Origin of the sequence: Paenibacillus sp. PK1-4R, assembly GCF_030369595.1 — a bacterium.
GTDB lineage: Bacteria > Bacillota > Bacilli > Paenibacillales > Paenibacillaceae > Paenibacillus.
Genome location: NZ_CP126535.1, coordinates 4,046,460 through 4,064,229, shown reverse-complemented (window position 1 = coordinate 4,064,229; position 17,770 = coordinate 4,046,460). Strand labels below are relative to the sequence as shown.

At 44.1% G+C, this 17,770-nt stretch carries 16 protein-coding genes; 12 read left to right on the top strand and 4 right to left on the bottom strand.

What is annotated here, in order from left to right:
- The first annotated feature begins 36 nt into the window (after positions 1–36).
- Entirely contained in the window at positions 37–741 is a 705-nt protein-coding gene (locus tag QNO02_RS17560; protein WP_133385189.1) for a response regulator transcription factor, read from the top strand.
- Positions 742–849: 108 nt separating this feature from the next.
- Here QNO02_RS17560 and QNO02_RS17555 read toward each other — a convergent pair whose 3' ends face one another.
- Both QNO02_RS17555 and QNO02_RS17550 read right to left on the bottom strand, forming a co-directional pair.
- Positions 850–1,350 carry a C40 family peptidase gene (locus QNO02_RS17555; protein ID WP_091029367.1) on the bottom strand — a complete coding sequence of 167 codons (501 nt, stop codon included), beginning with the start codon at positions 1,348–1,350 and terminating at the stop codon, positions 850–852.
- 296 nt (positions 1,351–1,646) lie between these two features.
- The gene (locus QNO02_RS17550) at positions 1,647–2,288 is read right to left on the bottom strand and encodes a thiamine diphosphokinase (protein WP_091029368.1); all 642 of its coding nucleotides are present in this window, start codon (positions 2,286–2,288) and stop codon (positions 1,647–1,649) included.
- A 182-nt stretch (positions 2,289–2,470) separates the two neighbouring features.
- On the opposite strand from QNO02_RS17550, the gene QNO02_RS17545 reads away from it, so the two are divergent.
- Together QNO02_RS17545 and QNO02_RS17540 are read left to right on the top strand one after the other, a co-directional pair.
- The gene (locus QNO02_RS17545) at positions 2,471–3,172 is read left to right on the top strand and encodes a trimeric intracellular cation channel family protein (protein ID WP_091029371.1); all 702 of its coding nucleotides are present in this window, start codon (positions 2,471–2,473) and stop codon (positions 3,170–3,172) included.
- Position 3,173: 1 nt separating this feature from the next.
- Positions 3,174–3,644, top strand: coding sequence for a low molecular weight protein-tyrosine-phosphatase (locus tag QNO02_RS17540; protein ID WP_091029372.1), 471 nt, complete (start codon positions 3,174–3,176; stop codon positions 3,642–3,644).
- A 165-nt stretch (positions 3,645–3,809) separates the two neighbouring features.
- Here QNO02_RS17540 and QNO02_RS17535 read toward each other — a convergent pair whose 3' ends face one another.
- A complete protein-coding gene (locus tag QNO02_RS17535) occupies positions 3,810–4,544 on the bottom strand; it encodes an alpha/beta hydrolase (RefSeq protein ID WP_091029375.1) in 735 nt (244 codons plus the stop codon).
- Positions 4,545–4,800: 256 nt separating this feature from the next.
- Between QNO02_RS17535 and pdhA the strand changes: the two genes are divergently transcribed.
- The 9 genes from pdhA to QNO02_RS17490 all read left to right on the top strand — a co-directional run bounded on the left by pdhA (position 4,801) and on the right by QNO02_RS17490 (position 16,936).
- Positions 4,801–5,868 carry a pyruvate dehydrogenase (acetyl-transferring) E1 component subunit alpha gene (pdhA, locus tag QNO02_RS17530; protein WP_017688072.1) on the top strand — a complete coding sequence of 356 codons (1,068 nt, stop codon included), beginning with the start codon at positions 4,801–4,803 and terminating at the stop codon, positions 5,866–5,868.
- Between the two features lie 101 nt (positions 5,869–5,969).
- Positions 5,970–6,947: an alpha-ketoacid dehydrogenase subunit beta gene (locus QNO02_RS17525; protein WP_076210115.1), complete on the top strand. Its 978-nt coding sequence runs from the start codon at positions 5,970–5,972 to the stop codon at positions 6,945–6,947.
- A gap of 176 nt (positions 6,948–7,123) precedes the next feature.
- Entirely contained in the window at positions 7,124–8,446 is a 1,323-nt protein-coding gene (locus tag QNO02_RS17520; protein WP_133385187.1) for a dihydrolipoamide acetyltransferase family protein, read from the top strand.
- Between the two features lie 3 nt (positions 8,447–8,449).
- Positions 8,450–9,865, top strand: coding sequence for a dihydrolipoyl dehydrogenase (gene lpdA, locus QNO02_RS17515; protein WP_036613658.1), 1,416 nt, complete (start codon positions 8,450–8,452; stop codon positions 9,863–9,865).
- 445 nt (positions 9,866–10,310) lie between these two features.
- Positions 10,311–11,105, top strand: coding sequence for a thymidylate synthase (gene thyA / locus QNO02_RS17510; protein WP_091029380.1), 795 nt, complete (start codon positions 10,311–10,313; stop codon positions 11,103–11,105).
- A gap of 50 nt (positions 11,106–11,155) precedes the next feature.
- Positions 11,156–11,644 (top strand): dihydrofolate reductase, encoded by a 489-nt coding sequence (locus QNO02_RS17505; protein WP_036613663.1) that lies wholly within the window; start codon positions 11,156–11,158, stop codon positions 11,642–11,644.
- A 616-nt stretch (positions 11,645–12,260) separates the two neighbouring features.
- Positions 12,261–13,748 (top strand): glutamate synthase subunit beta, encoded by a 1,488-nt coding sequence (locus QNO02_RS17500; RefSeq protein WP_289389509.1) that lies wholly within the window; start codon positions 12,261–12,263, stop codon positions 13,746–13,748.
- A 231-nt stretch (positions 13,749–13,979) separates the two neighbouring features.
- The gene (fur, locus tag QNO02_RS17495) at positions 13,980–14,471 is read left to right on the top strand and encodes a ferric iron uptake transcriptional regulator (RefSeq protein ID WP_036613667.1); all 492 of its coding nucleotides are present in this window, start codon (positions 13,980–13,982) and stop codon (positions 14,469–14,471) included.
- A gap of 125 nt (positions 14,472–14,596) precedes the next feature.
- On the top strand, positions 14,597–16,936 hold the full coding sequence (locus QNO02_RS17490; protein WP_289389507.1) for a type IA DNA topoisomerase: 2,340 nt from the start codon (positions 14,597–14,599) through the stop codon (positions 16,934–16,936).
- Between the two features lie 35 nt (positions 16,937–16,971).
- Here QNO02_RS17490 and QNO02_RS17485 read toward each other — a convergent pair whose 3' ends face one another.
- Positions 16,972–17,736, bottom strand: coding sequence for an HAD family hydrolase (locus QNO02_RS17485; protein WP_091029388.1), 765 nt, complete (start codon positions 17,734–17,736; stop codon positions 16,972–16,974).
- Positions 17,737–17,770: the final 34 nt, after the last annotated feature.

Here is a 17,770-nt window from a genome sequence, read left to right as displayed (position 1 = left end):
GAGCAGTGGGGATAGAGACAGGCCGGGTGAAAAAGAGTGAAAACAGTCATTTTGCTGATTGGAGCAGGAGAACAGGTCAGCCGTATTCAGGATATTTTATGTAGCGAAGGGTACGAGGTGCAACGAATGAAGTGGTCCCAACTAAACCAATCCGTCGAGCCTTCGTTGCTGCATATTAAACTGATCATCCTGGTAGAACGGGAAGAGGGAAATGAACATTGTGGCCAGGATCAGAAATTAGAGTTAAAACGATGGATAGATAAGGGTCAGGTTATACCTCTACTGGTTATTACTTCAAATGCATCTCCTCAGTTCATCGTGGAATGGCTGGATTACGGAGCTAATGACGTGATGGAGGAACCGATCCACTTAACCGTGATGCTTGCCAGAATACGAAATTTATTGCGTGTTTTTGCGAATGCAACACCAGAGGGTGAGGAAGTAATTGTAGTTCATGATCTTAAAGTCAATTTGCGTTCAAGAAGGGTAAGTCGTACGGGTGAATACCTGACATTAACGCCAAAAGAGTACGAATTGCTGGAATTCCTGGCCCTGCATGTAAATGAAGCATGTACCCGGAGTGATATTTTGCGGGAAGTATGGGGATATGAGTATGCGATGGATACCAACGTTGTGGATGTGTATATTAAACATCTAAGGGTTAAGGTGGATAAGGGAAGAAGTGTGAAACTGATTCATACGGTGCGTGGGATCGGTTACATGCTTCATGATAAAAATTAGATGTATCACCGAATTCCATGAAACTCCAGTTTAGACTGTGGCGAAAAAAGGGTAAATAAAAAGACCGGAACATATCGTCCGGCCTTTACTTACTAGCAATATATAATTCTAAAGTACACGACGAGCTTTAACATACGTTCTCTTCCAAGTACCAGAGTCCAGATCAGAGAGGGTTACGCCTGGAGATCCATACGTATGCAGAATCTTACCATTTCCCGCATAAACACCTACGTGAGTGACATTAGAACCGGTAGACCGGCTACCACTGGAGAAGAATACCAGATCTCCGACACGCAGATTAGCTTTAGACACAGCTTTACCTTCTTTGGATTGTTTCACGGAAGTGCGCGGCAAATCTACACCATACTTTTTGAAAATATATTTCATAAAAGAAGAACAGTCAAAAACTTTGGTTGTTGATGTTGAAGCACCAAATTTATATGGAGTTCCAGTAAATTGTTTACCATAGTTAACAATCTGTTGACCTGTGGATACAGAAGCAGTTGCTGCCTGTGCAACAGGTGCGTTAGTCATTAATACAGCTCCAAAACCTAGTGTAGCGCACAACCCGACGGTTACGGCCTTTTGGACAAAGATGTTTGTTTTCATGTTAGTTAGTACCTCCAAAATTCGTTTTCGTTAAGTTGCTAGAGCGAGTATAACAGCTTTGTAACAGCCTAGAAATTGGATAGGGAAGTGTAATCCCTTGCGCCACAATGGTTTGGGTATGTTTATTAAAATATGATTAAAAATGTCAAAAAATTAATCATTGACGGACGAAGAATAAAGATGAAACAACAAAGACCCTTGAATATCAAGGGTCTTTGTTATGTGTGAACCTATTTTCTTCATTCAATCACTGGTTACAAAAACGTAATAAATAACTATGAAGCATTCGAATAGATTCAATCTTTGCTCTGAATTATCAGTAATAAGCCACTATCAATAGTGACTGTACCGGAGGAGCCTAAGAGCTTGTTGCTTACACCCAAGGATTGTCCCATGCGAATGGTGGCTTGATCTAGCGGATACATAAAACCATCTAGAGTTATTCCTGCAACTTCATGAGTCAAGGGCAGCAGAGAAACATATTTATAGTCTCGGTGTTCAACCACAGCTTTGGATGTGGTCAGTGTCATGTAGTTGTGTTTGTCCTGAATGGCACAGGAGATATGATGTTGCATCGCGCGAACCATGATATGTACATTAGCGAGAGTGTGATCCATACGTGTACCTGTAGCACCTAACATTAAGATGTGAGAAGGTTCGTAATCTAGCGCTGTCTCAAAAGCCATTTCTGTATCAGTAAGATCCTTATGAACAGGGTCACATGTAATGAACCGAATGCTATTGTTGCTTACAATGATACGTTCCTCTTCAGTAATGGAGTCGAAGTCTCCAACTGCAATGTGAGGCTGAATGCCGTGTTCAATTAAAAATAATGCACCGCGATCGGCCGCGATGATCATATCATCTTCTCGTATTTCCTGAAGTAATTCTACAGATAAGTTTCCGCCTGTAAAAATAACTATCCGTTTCACCGTCATTTTATTTCATCCTTCCTAGTTCAGAGAAAAATAGTTCATTGTTCAAATATAATGTTGGAACCTGTACAAATATATTCACCAAACCAGTATAATCCACAAAATGTGGTTGCACAATTTCAGTGCTCGCGGATACAATGGGTAGAGCGACATGGAGATGACTTGAAAAGTGAGGTTTGAACAGGTTGGACTTACACATTTTTGAAGTATTCAGCATTATAGGCACTATCGCATTTGCAATGTCCGGTGCCTTCGTAGCAATGGAAGAGGAGTATGACATTCTGGGTGTACTAGTGCTTGGACTTGTCACGGCATTCGGAGGCGGGATTATCCGGAATGTACTTATAGGTATACCTGTAACGACACTGTGGAGTCAGGGATCACTTATTATGTTAGCCTTAGTATCTGTAGCGATTGCGTTTATATTGCCTCTCAAGTGGATAAGTCACTGGAAGCGAACAGAGGCGTTGTTTGATGCAATCGGACTCGCAGCATTTGCAATTCAAGGGGCGCTGTACGCGGCGAACATGGGACATCCTATTAGCGCAGTTATCGTTGCAGCAGTAATGACCGGTATTGGTGGAGGCGTTATTCGTGATGTGCTTGCGGGACGTAAACCGCTTGTATTGCGTGACGAAATTTATGCTGTATGGGCAATGACAGCCGGTTTTGTTATAGGTATGGGTTGGTTAACAACGAATGCCGGATTATTATTTTGTTTCGCGGCCGTTGTGTTCTTCCGGATGTGTTCTGTACATTATAAATGGAAACTGCCACGTCGTTCGTTGGTGCCATCTGAGACCGGGAACGTCACTCCTCAGCCGGAGAGCATTGTGACACAGCCAACATCGTCGGTACTGCAAGGTACGTTAAGCAAGGGGGATTAATATGATTAATGTTTTGTTTGTATGTCTGGGCAATATATGTAGATCACCAATGGCTGAAGCCGTTTTGCGTCACAAAGTCCTGGAGAAGGGGCTTGAACACCAGATTCGTGTGGACTCAGCGGGTACAGGGGACTGGCATGTTGGTAAACCTCCGCATGAAGGGACTCGAAAATTGCTGGATTCGTACCAGATTTCTTATGCCAACATGGCAGCAAGACAGTTCGCCAGCGAAGACTTTACTCAATTTGATTACATTGTGTGTATGGACAATTCCAATGCAGATAATGTGCGCAACGTTCCAGGCGGAGCTGAGGCGGACATCATCAAGTTCATGGACATGCTTCCCGAGGAAAAACTCAGAGAAGTACCTGACCCGTATTACACAGGCAATTTTGAAGAGGTGTACGAGCTGGTTAACGCAGGCTGCGATGTTCTGTTGAGAAAGATTGAAGCGGAACATTCCTTAGCTTAAAAAGTAAACGAAATTCATGCTTAATTTGTAATCGGGCAAAGAAGCAGGATTAGAGCACTTAAAGCAAGCAGGACATCCTGCTTCTTTTTCAGATTACAATTGTAAGCGGTATCATTAAAATGAAAAACAATAGCGGCATTTCAGCCGCCTGTTAATGTGGTCCTTTTATCTCTCCTGGAGAAAATAAAGTAATGCTTCGGGCAATTCCTTCTGCCAAAAACCCCATTGGTGTTTTCCGTCTTTCTCTTGATAGGAGACGAGGGCACCACGTTTTTCCAGCAATTCTCGAGTATCCCGGTTTAATTGAACAAAATCATACGTACCGGTATCTGCCTTAAAGGCAGTTTCCTGTAAACCAACGATCATCCAGATCGAGAGCCAAGACAGATCTTCAGCTGCGGCATAGATTTCTTGTGAAGCAGAGTAGAAGGCACCAGACATGCTGATGACACGTGTGAACAGATCCGGATATAACAGAGCAAGATGAAGCGAAACACTGCCACCAAGCGAGTCTCCGGCAAGAATGCGTTCCTGCGGAGAACGGCGCACAGGATATTTCTCTTCTATATAGGGAATAATCTCTTCAGCGAAGCAAGCGGTATATGCCTTGAACCGATCTCCGAATGGAGCATATTCCTGCGTTCTCACAGACACATCGACCTGAACCCCTACAATAATGAAAGGTTCGGCTCCTTCGTCCAGAATAATTTGGTTAGCTGTTGTAGCAATTCGTCCGAAATTAAAAAATTCTTCGCCATCCTGACAATATACGACAGGGTAGCTAAGTAATTCGTTATAGCCCGGAGGGAGGTAAATACGGAGCGTTCGCTTCTCTCCGAGATAGCGACTTTCAATCTCTTCCTTCACAATCGTGCGTTTCAAATAGCGGGAATCCGTCATAAAACGTCACCTTTCTCGGTTAATTTTTTGCATTCGACCGCGCAATACGGTAAGATTACCCTTGTGCGGGGTTAGGTCAAACACGCAATCATGTATTATGCTGTTATACCAATATTAATCCCCTGTTATACATACAATCCGGCAGGAAACATAAAAAAATTACGGATTTCTTTGACGTATGGAGTGAAACAGGTGTATAATAATATTATAACAGCGGAACTTGATATTCAAATTTTTTGTTGAGGTGAAGAAAAAAATGAGCAAGGTTCCTTATGAAGTGTATACAGAGGATGTAGAAGCTCTGTCCGTGCTGTCTCCTGACGGCGAAATTGTTAACAAAGACATGATGCCTACACTTTCCGATGATCAATTAAAAGAAATTATGTACCGCATGGTATTTACCCGTACTTGGGATGACCGTGCAGTAAACCTGGGCCGTCAAGGTCGTCTTGGTTTCTATGCTCCAGTATCTGGTCAAGAAGCTACAATGGTTGGTAGTGAATTTGCAATTGAAAAAGAAGACTTTGTATGTCCTGGCTATCGTGACATTCCGCAACTCGTATGGCATGGACTTCCTCTTTATCAAGCATTCTTGTACTCCCGTGGACACCAACATGGTGGACAAATTCCAGATGGCGTTAATGTATTGATGCCACAAATCATCATTGGTGCACAAATTCTGCATGCAATGGGTATCGCTATGGGTTACAAATTGAAGAAACAAAAACAAGTTGTTATCACTTACACAGGTGATGGCGGTTCTTCTGAAGGTGACTTCTATGAAGGTCTGAACTACGCTGGTGTATACAAACTGCCTGTTATCTTCTTCGTACAAAACAATGGTTATGCCATCACAACTCCTTTTGCTAAACAAACAGCAGCTCTGTCCATCGCTCACAAAGCGGTAGCAGCAGGTATCAAAGGTGTTAAAGTTGACGGTATGGACATCTTCGCTGTTATCAAAGCTGTTCAGGAAGCTGCTGAGCGTGGACGTAACGGAGAAGGCGCAACATTGATCGAAGCAGTAACATATCGTTTCCGTCCTCACTCCCTTTCGGATGATGCTTCCAAGTATCGTACAAAAGAAGAAGAGGCAGAATGGTCTGCTAAAGATCCTATCGCACGTTTCGCTAAATATCTTGAGAAAAAAGGTCTTTGGACTGAAGAAGATACAGCACGTGTGAAAGAAGAAGCAAAAGCTAAAGTAAATGAAGAGATCAAAAAAGCGGAAAAAACCGAGAAAATGACGATTTCAGGCTTGATCGACAGCATGTTCGAACAAACGCCTAAGCACTTGGAAGAGCAAAAAGCTGATTTCCAATAAGTTTTTTCCGATAAAGCATAAACATCCGTGACTTTAATGTCCCGGTATACATGTACGAATTCAAATGTGAACTGTCAATGTTTAAGGAGGAAATGAAGCAAATGGCACAAATGAACATGAAAGAAGCAATCCGTGATGCGCTTCGCGTGGAGTTGAAACGTGATCCTAACGTTCTGCTTTTCGGTGAAGACGTAGGTAATGTAGGCGGCGTTTTCCGTGTAACGGAAGGTCTGCAAAAAGAGTTTGGCGAAGAGCGTGTATTTGATACACCACTGGCTGAGTCCGCTATTGGTGGTCTGGCTGTAGGTCTGGGTGTACAAGGCTTCCGTCCGGTTGCTGAGATCCAATTCGTTGGTTTTATCTTCGAAGCCCTTGACCAAATGGTAGTGCAAGCTGCTCGTATGCGTTTCCGCTCCGGTGGAAAATACAATTCTCCAATCGTATTCCGTACACCATTCGGTGGCGGTGTAAAAGCGGCAGAATTGCATACAGATTCCCTGGAAGGTCTGCTCACGCAAACACCAGGTATCAAAGTCGTTGTTCCTTCTAACCCTTACGATGCAAAAGGACTGATGATCGCTTCTATTCGCGATAACGATCCTGTATTCTTCATGGAGCACTTGAACTTGTACCATGCTTTCCGTGCAGAAGTGCCTGAAGAAGATTACGTTGTTGAGTTGGGTAAAGCGAACGTTGTTCGTGAAGGTTCTGATGTAACAATCATTACTTACGGTATGATGGTTCACACTTCTGTGAAAGCAGCAGATGAACTCGAAAAACAAGGAATCAAAGTTGAAGTTATCGACCTTCGTACGGTTAGCCCGATCGACATCGATACTATCGTTGCTTCCGTTAAGAAAACAAACCGTGCAATTGTTGTACAGGAAGCTCAAAAGAGCGCAGGTGTTGCAGCTGAAGTCATTGCCCAAATCAATGAAAAAGCAATCCTGCACCTGGAAGCACCGGTTCTGCGTGTAGCTGGTCCGGACACTGTATATCCATTTGCACAAATCGAAGATACATGGCTGCCTAACCCGGCGCGTATCGTTGCTGCGGTTAACAAAGTCGTAAATTTCTAATTTAATCATCTGACATGCCGCAAGGCGCAGTATGGTGATTCACACCGCAGCGCAAGCTGCACTGTAAACAGCCATTAGCCCCTTGAGTAACAGTTATTTGCATTAGCAGTAACAGTTGTTTCTTGGAGTTAAGGGTTGTTTTCAGGATTGAGCACATAATCAAGGAGGTTTTTCAGTTGGCTAAATTTGAATATAAATTCCCTGAATTGGGCGAAGGCCTACACGAAGGCGAAATCATCAAGATGCACATCAAAGTCGGTGACAAAGTAACTGACGACGACATCATCATGGAAGTACAGAACGACAAAGCGGTTGTGGAAGTACCTTGTCCGGTTAACGGAACAGTTACAGAAGTATTCGCTAAAGACGGTCAAATCTGCCACGTTGGTGAAGTTGTAGCGATCATCGATGCAGAAGGCGAACTTCCTGAGCAAGACGACGCTCCTGCTGGCGATCAAGGCGAGCAAGAGAAAGATGCAGCTCAAGGCGGAGCTGACACAAGCGGTTCTTCTGCAGCAGCTTCCAGCTCGGATGCAGCTAAAGAAGGCGGCAACAACAGCGTTCCGGCAGTACCTGCCAAAGACGTTCTGGCAACACCAAGCGTGCGTAAATTTGCTCGCGAACAAGGTGTAGACATCGCACAGGTTAACGGCACTGGCAACAACGGTAAAGTAACCAAAGAAGATGTTGAATCCTTCAAAAACGGTGGCGGTTCTTCCGCAGCGGCATCTTCCGAAGCTCCGGCTCAAGAAGAGAAAAAATCCGCAGCACCAGCAGCGGCTGCAGCTGATCAATACCTTGAAGAAGAGCGCGTACCATTCAAAGGTATCCGTAAAGCAATCTCTAATGCGATGGTTAAATCGGCTTACACAGCACCTCACGTTACAATCATGGACGAAGTGGACGTAACTGAATTGGTTGCTTTCCGTACTCGCATGAAACCAATTGCAGAGAAAAAAGGAACAAAAGTTACTTATCTCCCATTCATCGTTAAAGCACTGGTTGCGGCTTCCCGCCAATTCCCGGCTCTGAACGCTATGATTGATGAAGAAGCTAACGAAATTGTTTACAAAAAATACTACAACATCGGTATCGCTACAGATACAGACAACGGCTTGATCGTTCCTGTTATCAAAGATGCTGATCGTAAATCCATCTGGATGATTGCTGATTCTATCCGTGATCTGGCTGCTCGTGGTCGTGAGGGCAAATTGAGCGCGAATGAAATGAGAGGAAGCACAATCTCCATCAGTAACATCGGTTCTGCTGGCGGTATGTTCTTCACTCCAATCATCAACTTCCCTGAAGTTGCTATTCTCGGAACAGGACGCATCAGCGAAAAAGCAGTGATCAAAAACGGCGAAGTAGTTGCAGCACCTGTAATGGCTCTTTCCCTGAGCTTTGACCACCGTATCATCGATGGCGCAACAGCACAAAACTTTATGAATTACATTAAACAGCTGCTCGCTAACCCTGAGCTGCTTGTTATGGAGGTGTAAGATATGGTAGTAGGCGACGCTTCTCTCAATATCGACACATTAGTAATTGGTGCGGGTCCTGGCGGCTATGTAGCTGCCATCCGCGCTGCTCAACTGGGCCAAAGCGTATTGATCGTAGACAAATCCGAACTGGGCGGTGTTTGTTTGAACCGTGGATGTATTCCATCCAAAGCCCTGATCTCTGCTGCACACCAATATGAGTCTGCACTTCACGGTGAAGCTTTTGGTATCTCTGCTGAGAACGTAAAAGTGGACTTCAGCAAAACTCAAGAGTTTAAAAACGGCGTTGTTAAGAAAATGACTGGCGGCGTAGCTGGTTTGCTCAAAGGCAACAAAGTTGAAGTTTTCAACGGTGAGTGCATGTTCATCAACGAAAACGAAGCTCGTGTATTCAATGACCACGAGTCTCCACGTTACAAATTTAAAAATGCAATTATTGCAACAGGTTCCCGTCCAATCGAACTGAAACCTTTCCCGTTTGGCGGACGCATTCTGTCTTCGACAGAAGCTCTGAACTTGCCTGAAGTACCAAAAAGCATGATCGTTATCGGTGGCGGATATATCGGTGCTGAGCTTGGTCAAATGTACTCCAAATTCGGTGCAAAAGTAACAATCATCGAAGGTTTGGATACAGTACTGCCAGGTTTCGATAAAGACATGACTAGCCTCGTGGCTAAAAACATGAAGAAAACAGGCATCGAAATCGTAACGGGTGCAAAAGCTGAAAGTGCTGAGCAAACGGATAAAGATGTAACTGTTAAGTACTCTGTAAATGGTGAGTCCAAAGAAGTAACTGCAGATTACCTGCTGGTAACTGTTGGACGTCGTCCAAACACAGATGGAGAACTGGGTCTCGACATGATTGGGGTTGACGTTGACGAGCGTGGATTTGTCAAAGTTGACCACCAAGGTCGTACCAGCATTCCTCACATCTTTGCTATCGGTGACATCGTATCTGGCTTGGCTCTGGCACACAAAGCTTCTTATGAAGGTAAAGTGGCTGCTGAAGCAATCGCAGGACAACCATCTGTAGTTGACTACAAATGTATGCCAGCTGTTGTGTTCACAGATCCAGAGTGTTCCAGCGTAGGTTACACTGAAAAAGAAGCTAAAGAAAAAGGTTACAAAGTAAAAGCAGGCAAGTTCCCTTATGCGGGTAACGGCCGTGCTGTATCTTTGAACCACGCTGAAGGCTTCGTGAAAATCGTAGCTGACGAAGAAAGCGGCCTTGTATTGGGTTGCCAAATCGTAGGTCTGGAAGCTTCCAACCTGATTGCTGAGCTTGGTTTGGCAATTGAGATGGGCGCTACTTTGGAAGATCTGGCTCTCACAATTCACGCTCACCCAACTTTGGGCGAAATCGTGATGGAAGCTGCGGAATTGGTTATGGGTCACCCGATCCACATCATCTCCCGTTAAGATCATCTAAGCTTCGGATCCGTCCGGCATTATACGTATATCAGAAGAGACGAATGACGTTAACGCGTTATTCGTCTCTTTTTTTTGAGCAAGAGCCGAAAAATTTAAGATACTCGTGTATGTGATATGATGAAAAGTTACACGCTCAAAAGTTTTAGTGAATTGATTTTATCGAACAACACAATTGTGGTACACTGTAGTAATGATCAGTTATGATGTGGCTCCAAGCCAATCACGGTCTATGTAATTAGTATTGAAGTTAAACTAATCTTTTACACGAGAACGTAGAGGACAGAAAGAACCTGAAGAAGCGGAGTGTTCGCCTTTATCCCCGGATTTTACCTTTTGAAAAGGAAATCAAAAAATCTGGGGATAACAGCGATCGGAAGGTTGTTCTGTCATCGGAGTGGTAAGTGTAAATATTCTTTAGTGAGGGGATATCAACATGAAAAACTATCTCGATTTATTACAGGATATTCTAAACAACGGCGTGCATAAAGGAGACCGTACAGGAACAGGAACACAATCTGTATTTGGCAGACAGCTCCGTTATGATCTCTCCGAAGGGTTTCCGCTGGTAACAACCAAACGAATTCATCTCAAATCGGTTATTCATGAACTGTTGTGGTTTTTGAGTGGCGATACCAATATATCTTATCTGAAAGAAAACGGTGTGAAGATCTGGGACGATTGGGCGGACGAAAATGGGGATCTCGGTCCGGTATACGGCTCGCAGTGGCGCACATGGGAAGCGCCAAACGGAGAAAAAATTGATCAGATCGCCGCAGTCATTGATTCGATTAAAAATAATCCGGATTCACGTCGTCACCTTGTCAGCGCATGGAATGTGGCTGAGATCAACAATATGAAGCTTCCACCTTGTCATTTTGCGTTTCAGTTTTACGTTGCAGAGGGTAAATTATCATGTATGCTTACGATGCGTTCTGTGGATACGTTCCTCGGGTTGCCGTTTAACATCGCGAGTTATGCGCTCTTGACTCATATGATCGCTCAGCAATGTGATCTTGAGGTGGGTGATTTCATCTGGTCTGGAGGGGATGTTCACATCTACTCTAACCATGTCGACCAGGTCAAAACGCAGTTGGAGCGTGAACCTTATGCTTTACCTAAGCTGGTAATCAAGCGTAAGCCGAATTCTATTTTTGATTATAAGTTTGAAGACTTTGAGTTTGAGAACTATCAGCATCATCCGGGCATTAAAGCTCCAATTGCAGTCTAATTATGTGTTCAATCTCGATAAGAGACTTGGATTGAAGGAGTGTATTACCCTTGAGTATTGAATTGGTATGGGCAATGGGGGAGAACGGTGTGATCGGATTAAACAATTCGATTCCATGGCGTTTACCCAAAGATATGGCCTTTTTCAAACAACGTACGTTAAACAAAACAATTATCATGGGACGTAACACGTGGGAATCTTTTGGTGGTAAGCCGCTTCCTCAGCGCCGTAATATCGTAGTGACAAGAGATCTGAACTACAAGGTGGAACAGGCTGAAATCGTACATACGATTGAAGAGGGTCTGAGTGTAACCAAAGGTGAGGAACTGTGCGTAATTGGGGGTTCCCAAGTGTATCGTGAGTTCCTGCCACTTGCAGATCGTCTTGTGGTGACCAAAATTCATGAGAATTTTGAGGGAGATACGTTTTTTCCTGAAGTGGATTGGTCCGAATGGGAACTGATTGAACAGATTGAAGGCGAACAGGATGAGAAAAATGTTCATGCGTATACTTTTGAATTTTATGAACGTAAACGGTAAATATGGCATAAGAAATTCCTGACTTCGGTCGTATTTGTATGATGAGAGGCGCTGATTGCGAAATATTCGTGAACAGCGTCTTTTCTTTTATAAAAAAAAGAGTCACTTGTTTAAATTGGAATACATATAACATTAATGTAACATAATTAAGTGGTATTTATGTATAATATACATACGACCAAGCATTAAATAGTAAAAAAGTGTAAAAGTTTTGAGGTTTTAACGTTGTGAAGCCCTAAAACGAGTCTGATATTTGGAATTGAGAACGATTTATAGCAAAATATGTTGGATTTGATGACAAATTATCTGACATTCACTTAACGTTTCGACCTTTTATTTCTTTAACAAACACCAGATTTCGCAGTTCAAAACCACATTTAACACCAAAATAAGGGTATTGACCATGGGTAGACTTGAAAGATATGATGTATAAAATACAAATAATTATGCGGATAATCCATTTAATATTCAGCACAGTAAATGCTACTATAATTGAAATATCTTCGAGAAGATTTTGTGATACAATAGACAAAAACTCAAGTAATGAGTAATCCATTTCATATAGAACCATGCACATGAAGGGATTAAGACAAGAACGGATGGGGGAAAACGTAAGATGTCTACACCTACTGGATTTATGGAATACAAACGTCAACTGCCAGCAGATCGTGAGCCAGCGGAGCGGATTAAGGATTGGGAAGAGTTTCATAAACATATGGCTGAAGAAGAGCTCAGAACACAAGGTGCACGATGCATGGATTGTGGTACCCCGTATTGCCATACAGGTATAGATATGATTGGCGGCACGTCAGGTTGCCCCGTGCATAACCTGATTCCAGAATGGAATAATCTTGTATATCGCGGACTGTGGAGAGAAGCACTTGAGCGCCTTCACAAAACGAATAATTTCCCAGAGTTTACAGGTCGCGTCTGTCCAGCTCCTTGCGAAGGATCTTGTACAGTTGGCTTAATCGGTCAGCCTGTAACCATCAAAACGATTGAAGAAGCAATTATTGAAAAAGGTTTCGAAGAAGGATGGGTAGTTCCCCAACCTCCTGAAAAACGTACGGGTAAACGTGTAGCTGTGGTAGGTTCAGGTCCAGCGGGATTGGCTACTGCGGCTCAGTTGAATAAAGCAGGCCACTTGGTAACCGTATATGAGCGTTCGGACCGTGTCGGTGGATTGTTGATGTACGGTATCCCAACGATGAAATTGGATAAAAAGGTAGTTCAACGTCGTGTTGATCTGCTTGAAGCAGAAGGCGTTCAATTCATCACGAATACCGAGATCGGTAAGGATATTGCAGCACAACAACTCGTAGATGATTATGATGCTGTTGTATTGTGTGGTGGTGCAACGAAGCCGCGTGAATTCAATATTGAAGGCAGCGACTTGAAAGGCGTTCATTACGCCATGGATTTCCTGAATGGTAGCATTAAGAGTTATCTGGATTCCAACCTGGAAGATGGTCAATATCTGTCCGCTAAAGATAAAGATATTATCGTCATTGGTGGCGGTGATACAGGATCTGACTGTGTGGCTACATCGCTGCGCCATGGTTGTCGTACGATCACTCAATTCGGTACGCATACACAAGCGCCTATGGAACGTGATCGCATTAACAACCCTTGGCCGCAATTCCCGAACGTATACACACTTGATTATGCGCAAGAGGAAGCCAAAGCGTTGTTTGGTCAAGATCCGCGTGAGTTCTCCATCATGACAACAAAATTTGTCGGAGACGATGAGGGGAACCTCAAAGAATTGCATACAGTACAGATCGAGCGTATTGTGGATGAGACTGGTCGCAAGATTTATCAGCCGATTCCAGGTACAGAGCGTGTATTCCCGGCTCAGATGGCCATGATTGCCATTGGTTTTGATGGACCGGAACAAACGTTGGTAGAGCAACTGGGACTTGCAACAGATCGTCGTACAAACGTTAAGGCACGTTACGGCAAATACAATACCAATGTGGATAAAGTATTTGCAGCAGGTGACATGCGTCGTGGTCAAAGCTTGGTTGTATGGGCAATTAATGAAGGCCGTGAGGCTGCTCGTGAAGTGGACAAATACTTGATGGGTGCTTCGGTTCTGGTGTAAAAGTATAGAACAAGATATCAATGACAACCTTCGCGATTAGCGAGGGTTGTTTGCTGTTATTTTAACCAAGTTGACTATATATTTCATCTAAGTGTGAGCAATATCATTGCTTTTTAAGTGATAAAGATTTATTATTATATTATAATGATTATAAATAAGGATTCAGTGAAACCTAGAATCAGTAAGATAAAAGTAAAATCTAATGAATATAAACCGGAGGTGCGACCTGCTATGGCAAGTAACCGGGACAAGTCCATTTCAGAACAGATCTTTCACATTAAAAATCAATTGGTTGAAAAAGGATATAAGTTAACACAACAACGGGAAGTTACTGTACGTGTATTGCTTGAACATGAAAAGGATCATTTCAGCGCAGAGGAAGTATTTCTCCTGGTTAAGGAGCAGTTCCCTGAGATTGGATTGGCTACCGTATACCGCACTCTCGAACTGCTGAGTGACCTTCAGGTCGTTGAAAAGATTAACTTTGGTGACGGCGCTGCGCGCTTTGATTTGCGAAGTACAGACGGTTCCCATCACCACCATCATTTGATCTGTACAGAATGTGGTAAAGTAGAAGAGATTATGGAAGATGGTCTGCTTCGTTTGGAACAACAAATCGAACGTCAGTATGGCTTTGCTGTTACGGATCATCGTCTGGATTTCCAGGGTGTATGCAAAGAGTGCAGACAAAAACATGTATTAAAGGAACAGGCAGCAGGATAATTCATTTCGGGAAGGTGCTCCCGAATCCAAAATCTGATATAATGAGTTTCAGAAGCAAGGGGCTTCCGTCGGCGGAATGCCCCTTTTTGCCGTCATGCGGACGGTGAAGGAGGAGAGATGGACGGATGAAGACACTGGTTATAGCGGAAAAACCCGACATGGGTCGAACCATTGCCGCCGTCATAGAACCAAAGGCCAAGAACAATCGCACGTATCTCGAAGGTGAACATTACATCATCACATGGGCGATAGGGCATTTGCTTGGACTGGCTGAACCGGATGCCTATGATACAAAGTACAAGCGCTGGAATATAGCGGACCTGCCGATCATACCCGATCAGTTCAAGATTGTACCCAATCCGAGGACAAAAGATCAGCTCAAAATGATTGGAGAACTGGCAAAACGGGCTTCAGCGATCGTTAATGCTTGCGATGCAGGGAGAGAAGGTCAGTACATCTTCGCCCTCATACAACAGCAATTGAAGCTGCGTCAACCTGTAAAGCGTTTATGGATATCGGATTTGACGGCAGAGAGCATTAGACGTGGTTTTGATGGTCTGAAGGATGCCTCTGAATTTGAAAATTTGACCCATGCTGCTCGCGCCAGAAGTGAAGCTGATTGGCTGATTGGGATGAATGCCTCGCGGGCGTTTACAACCCGCCATAATGCATTGTTGTCCGTAGGCCGTGTGCAGACGCCGGTACTCGCGCTAATCTACGATCGGGAAATAGAGATTGAAGCGTTCCAGTCACAGACCTTTTATGAAGTAGCCGCCTGGTTTCGGCAGGAAGGTGTCGAGTACCGGGGACTGCGTCAGGGAGATAAATTGACCGATGCGGAGGCAGCAGAGGCCATTGCAGCCAGTGTGAAGGGCAAGACAGGGCAGATTACCAAATACGAAGCGAAGCAGACAAAAGAGTATCCGTATCGTTTGTATGACCTGACCCTTTTACAGCGTGAAGCCAATGCCAAGTTCGGATATGGTGCCAAAAAAACACTGGATATTGCACAGGCCTTGTATGAAAAACACAAGGTGATTTCGTATCCGCGGACAAACTCCAACTATGTTACAGAACAGAATATTGAAGGTATGCACAAAACACTAAACCTGCTTAAAAATGGTAACTATAGTGAGCTTGCGCAAGGGGCCAAGCCAGAGCTTGTTCATAAGAATAATAAAGGGGTATGTAACCCGAGCAGGGTTGAGGATCACCACGCGATCCTACCTACTTTGAAGCGACCAGGTACTTTATCCAAGGATGAGCAGAACATCTATGATTTGATTGTCAGACGTTTCTTGTCTCACTTTTATCCTCCGGCGGAGTATAAGCAACATACCGTGCTCACCGAAGTGGAGAAACATCAGTTTAAGACATCTGTCAAAGAACTGCTGTCCCTCGGATGGAAAGTGGTTCTCGGTTCTGGAGATCAGGAACAGGGCGGTGCAGGCAAAAAGAAGACTAAGAAAAACGGCAATGAGGAAGAGGAAGCTGAAGAGTGGACGGACAAGGCTTTTGCTGTACAACCCGACTTGCCTGTTCAATGTACGAAGAGTGAGTTTAAGGAGAAGGCGACCCAGCCTCCCAAAAGTTATACCGAGGGAACATTGCTGAAAGCGATGGAGAGTGCAGGCAAGCAGATCGAGAATGAAGAGCTGCGAGATGCGATGAAAGATAGTGGTCTGGGTACTCCGGCTACACGTGCGGCTACAATTGAACGCCTCAAAAACGTGGGTTACATTACGCTGCAAGGTAAGAAAATGCAGTTAACGCTCAAAGGCAGAACAGCTATTGAGTTGATTCGCCGTGCGGGTGTAGATCTGTTAACTTCACCTGAGATGACCGGGCAATGGGAAAGAAGGTTATATCAGATTTCCAAAGGTGAGGCGGGTCAGGACAAGTTCATGGAGAACGTCAAGAAATTCACCTTGTCCATCATTGAGAAAGTGCGTGTACAAGCTCCTGCTCCAGCAGATGCTTTTGGAGAAGATTCACGGGCAGGCAGGGGGAAAGGTAAAGGAGCAAGAACCCAGGCCGGCATTACAAGGACATCTGCCAAGACAGCTAGTGGCGGTTCGACTGTAAAAACGTCCCATCAGACTTCGGCATCTTCATCGAGAGCCGGCAGTGGGAAAAGTGCGACCACCAAGGCTCCGTCTTCTAGTGCGAGTCCATCGGGAGTGAGAGAGATACTGGCACCTTGTCCTTCTCCCGGCTGCACGGGTCAGATTATAGAGGGCAAGAAGGGTTATGGATGCTCACGTTTCAAGGAAGGCTGTTCGTTTGTAGTTTGGAAAGAGTATGCGGGCAAAAAAATCACCAGTACGATGTTAAAATCGCTGATTGAGAAGGGCAGTACCCAGGTACTGTCGTTCAAACGAAAAGACGGGAGTACAGTGAAGGCACGTATTATTTTGCAAGATGTGGTAACAGGCAAGTTATCTGGTGAGAAACAGGATGCTTGATCTTAGTTAACTGTTAACATACAGCAAAAGGACCCTTATCCAAGGGTCCTTTTTTGTTGCTGCTGTTGTATATTTTCGTGTATGACTTTTGGTACCTCTTCCAGTGCAGTGATGGTATACATCGATGTTTCCGGATTAGGTTGAAGTTCTACGATGTTGTATTGCCATTCATTCGGTTGTTTGATATATATGCTGTGAATTCCGGCTTTTACCGCGGGCATAATGTCTGTCCGCAGTGAGTTGCCAATCATCCAAGTTGCACGACGATCAAACGGACCATTAGACAGAATGCCTTCCAGTGCCTCAACGTTTTTGTGTTGTCGGATATAGATCCGATCATCAAAATAAGCCGAGAGTTTCATCTGATCAATCTTGCGCTGCTGAATCACGGTTTCGCCGCCGGTATATAAGTAGAGGGAATGTCCAGCACCTTTGAGGTTCTCAAGCGTTTCAACCATATGAGGGTAGGGTTCAACCTCCTGGTCGTACACACTCATACCCAACTTGCTCAGATAGGACTCTTCTCTGGGAGAAGTTAATCTGTTGAACTTTCCGGAGAAGTAACGATAGGTATCAATCAGGGATTGCGGGAAATGATGACTTGCAAAACCAAGCTTGTTCACTCCGGTTACATCGATCTCCAGCTGTTTTTCTCGAATCTCTTGTGTTGTCAGAGAATGTCCATCAAACCACTCTTGCATATTCTCAAAGAATTCTCCCAAAATCAGGTTGAAGTACTTGTTGCAATATACAAGTGTATCATCAAGGTCAAACAAAATATGTTGTTTCATTATTTTCATGATCTAACTCACTCCTTGTAGCCAGTAACTCCAC